This is a genomic window from Ilumatobacter nonamiensis YM16-303, assembly GCF_000350145.1.
Taxonomy (GTDB): Bacteria; Actinomycetota; Acidimicrobiia; order Acidimicrobiales; family Ilumatobacteraceae; genus Ilumatobacter_A; species Ilumatobacter_A nonamiensis.
In genome coordinates this window covers 1-3895 of sequence record NZ_BAOL01000352.1, presented here as the reverse complement: position 1 = coordinate 3895, position 3895 = coordinate 1, and the positions used below count along the sequence as shown (strand labels likewise).

General features: G+C 73.1%; 1 protein-coding gene. It reads right to left on the bottom strand.

Translation table 11 applies throughout. The features are described from left to right. On the bottom strand, positions 1-3895 hold a 3895-nt coding region (locus ON45_RS23365; RefSeq protein ID WP_040496694.1), incomplete at both ends, for a hypothetical protein.

Here is a 3895-nt window from a genome sequence, read left to right as displayed (position 1 = left end):
GCAGGTCGAGCCCGGTCCCGAGATCGAACACCACACGTGCGACGTCGCGCCGCAGCGAGGCCGCCGCGTTGTCGCGTTCGTCGATGACCGCGTTGAGGAGGAGGGGGATCGCCATTCCGGCGGCGGTGTCGAGCAGGCCGGCCAGCCCGGCGCCGGCGGGCAGGATCGGCACGGGAGCTGCCGGTGCCGGCCGGACCAGGTCGATGCGCGGCTGCGGGTCGACGGCGACGCGCACGCCGTTGCCGTCGAAGGTGACCGCCGCTCCCATCGTGGGTGCGACCAGTCCATCGGGTGCGAGCGAGATCCCGCCGGTGAACGTGGTCCGCAGATCGGCCCCGTCGAGGTCGTGCTGCGCGGCGACCGAGGCCGTGAGCTGGAGACGCCCGTCGGCGACCGCGTAGCCGATCGTGACGTCGGGGCCGAGAGGCCAGCCGACCTCGCCCGGAGCCGCGGTGGGCGCGACGATCGGGCGCAGTGCATCGAGCACTCCGATCGCCTGTGCGAACGGGTCGGCGATCCACGGCGACGCGACTCGCGTGAGCCAGCCGCCGGGGTCGGCGAGCATCGCCCAGGGCACGCGGACCCCACGCTGACCGCCGATCGGCGCGTCGGTGAGCAGTTCGAGCCCGTCGAGGATCGCCTCGATGGCGGTGCGGGCGTCGGTGGTGAGCCGACCGCGTAGATGCTCGACGAGGCCGCGCACGAGGGCCGCGCTGACGAGTCGGCCGGCGACCGTGGTGAGCGCCGACGCCGTGAGGTTGGCCGGGGTCAGCTCGACATCGGCGAGCTCACCCGGCAGGCGATGACGCAGGCACAGCTCGGACGTGACCGACGCACCGGTCGTCTGGATGCCGGCCGCGAGCGCGATGCCGCCGGCCACCGGGTCGACCTCGCCCAGGCTCGCGGTGACGTCGAGGCCGCCCGGGTCGGCATGCACGCTGATGCCCGCGGGGACCAGCCCACCGGCCGGAGGGCTGACCGCGATGGCGATCGAGCGTGTTGCCAGATCGAGCTGGATGGTCGCCGTGTCGACCGTTCGGGTCAGCTCGGTTCCCGTGCCGCCGAGTCCGGCGAGACGCCGGATGGCAGCGGCCAGGGCGGCGGATGCGCTGTCGATCGAGTCGCGGACGGCCTGGGCCGTGTCGAGCACGAGCCGGTCGAGGCCCTGCGGGTCGTAGCCGCCGTCGCGGCGCAGCCCGACGTGGTCGAACAACTCGGCGAGATCGGTGCTCGCCGAGCTCAGACGCGCGATCACCTCGCCGACGAGGATGTGGACCTCGGGTGTGGTCAGCGTGACGTCGGAATCGCCGATGCCGTCGGCGTCGGCATCGATCACCCATCGAGCCCGTTCGACGCCGAAGCACCGGGCCTCGTGCAACACGATCTCGGTGCGCGCATCGGCGTCGTCACCGCCCAACGGAAGCCACGTGCGCGCGGACACCCACCGGACCTCGACGTCGTCCTGGGCCGCACCGGGCCCGCCGACGAGCCATCCGTCGGTGATACCGAACTGGAGGTCGACGATGACGGTCTGTTCGTCGTGGATGACGAACGAGTCGCCACTCGGGCCGCGATCGAACTCGACCAGCTCGAGCGTGACCCCGGCACCGACGTGGACGCCGCCGATGCTGGCGTCGAGCACCGGCAGATCGACACCCACGTGCAGCGACTCGGGTGGGGGCGGTGGCACCGCCAGCTCGTAGCGGTACGCGATCGCCTCGGCGACGACCTCGGCCAGGCCCAGCTCGATCGTGTCGGCGTCGAGCAACCCGAACACCGCGTCGATCGGCACGCCGGCCGGTGGTTCGGGGAGCGAGGCGTCGGGCAGCTCGCCGAGCGAAGCCGACCCGATGCCGGCGGCCGCGATCGCCCGATCGAGCAGCAACCGCGTCCGCAATCCCGGCGACAACTCGCCGGCGATCAGCTCCTCGGTCAATTGATCGTCAGGGTCGGTGGACACCGGGCGCATCGCACGGTCCAGGAACCGCAGAGCGTCGCCGCTCAGGCCGGTCGTGAACGCCGTGGTGGCCACGGGACCCCACGGCGCGCCGACGGTCACGATCCGCTCGATCACGCCCGCTGCGATCCGGGGGTCGGACGCAGCGGTCAGGGCCGCCGCGCCGGCGGCACCGTAGGCGATGATCGTGATCGGATCCGTGCGGTCGCCCAGCGCGGCGACGATCCGCTCGGCCTGCTCGCCGATCCCGCCGCGGTCGGGGCGATCGGCGTCGGCGGCCTCAACCGTGGGCAACGCCACCGAGTGCGGCCCGCTCGACGTGGCCGGAACGGTCGCCGTCGGAGCGGCCGCGCGCGCGTCGATGCTCGCCGCGTCGAACGCCGACGCCCACACATCCTCGACGCCCAGGTAGAGCACCGCTGCGGGTTCGGCGTCGAGCACCTCGAACGAGATCGTGTGCGTGGCCCCGAGCGCGACGAGCTCGCGATACCCGTAGCTCTCGACGTCGATCCCGGTGACGCCATCGGGCAACGCGACGGGGCGCCCGAGCAACCCGTCGGTGCCGACCATGCGGGCGGTCAACTCGGCGAAACCCTGGTCGAGCCCGTCGCGCGCGACGAGCAGGTCGGCGAGCTCCGGGAACACGGTGGCGGCGGCGTGCAGGGCGGCGACGAGCTCGCCGGGTTCTGGTGCTTCGGCGGTATCGAAGAACCCGGGGAGGGGCTCGTACCGGGCGCGGGGGATCGCACAGCCGGGATCGAACCAGGCGGCCAACCCGGGTGCGAGTGGCTCGCCTGCCACGGGGGCGCGGAACCGGTCGAACGGGTTCCCCGACCCGAGCGGAGCGCCGAGCCGGCCACCACTCAGCAACACCGCGGCCGGCGTGAGCGCGAGTCGGGCGTTCCCGCAGTCGAGCACCATGTCGGCCAGCCAGGCCCGCAGCGCCGCGGCCGGATCGGCGAGCACCTCGGCCAGCCGCAGCCGGGCGCCGAACCCCGACCAGCCGACGAGGTCGATCAGCGCATCGACGATCGGCGCGCCGGTGCGCGCGAGGAGGTTCGAGAGCGCGACCTCCACGTCGTCCCAGTCGGGATCGAAGCTGACCGTTCCGTCCGCCGCGACGACCGGGAGCGGGATCCCGACCGACACGTCGTCGACGGTCGTCGCCGGATCGCCGGCGAGCTCGAGCGCCGCACCGGGCGCTTCGACCACCGCGCGCAGTCCGTTCCGGGCGTGCCAGGCGGCGCCGATGGTGAAGCGGTCGATGGCGAGGTCCACCGGCCCGAGATCGAGCCGGGCCGGCTGCTCGTCGCGCCGTTGCACCGAGAGCGTCGCGCGAACTTCGTCGAGGAAACGTGCGGTCGACGCCGCGAAATCGAGGCGCACGATCGCCGCCTGCGCTGTGACCACGGCGGCCAGGTCGTCGAGGAAGTCCACGCTCGCGTCGACGCGCAGGTCGACACGCAGCTCCGAGCCCTCCACCCACACCAGCACGTCGGCGGGGTCGATCCCGATCCGCCACGGATCGGCGGCCGATCCCGATCCGGGGAGGGCGTCGACGGCGCCGGTGAGCAGCTCGCGAGCTGCGGTCACCACTACGGCCAGGTCGGTCAGGTCGCTGACCAGCGCCGACCAATAGGTGCGCAACGTGGCGAGCGGGTCGGCGAGCAGCTCCGGGACCGAGATCGGCGGGCCCGCAGGCGGATCGAGTCCGATCAGGATCGCGACGAGTTCGCCCGTGCGCCCGAAGGTCGCCAGCAGGTCCGTCAGGACGGTTCCGATCACCGCGTCGGCGGCGTCGAGCGCCGCGTCGGGGCTCGACAGGTCGAGCAGCGCGTGCGGCGTGCCGTTGACCGTGCAGTCGTGTGCGGTCAACGCGAACGCCGGGCGACCGGCGATGAGCACCAGACCGGTCCTGATCGAGCCGACGCGGGCAGC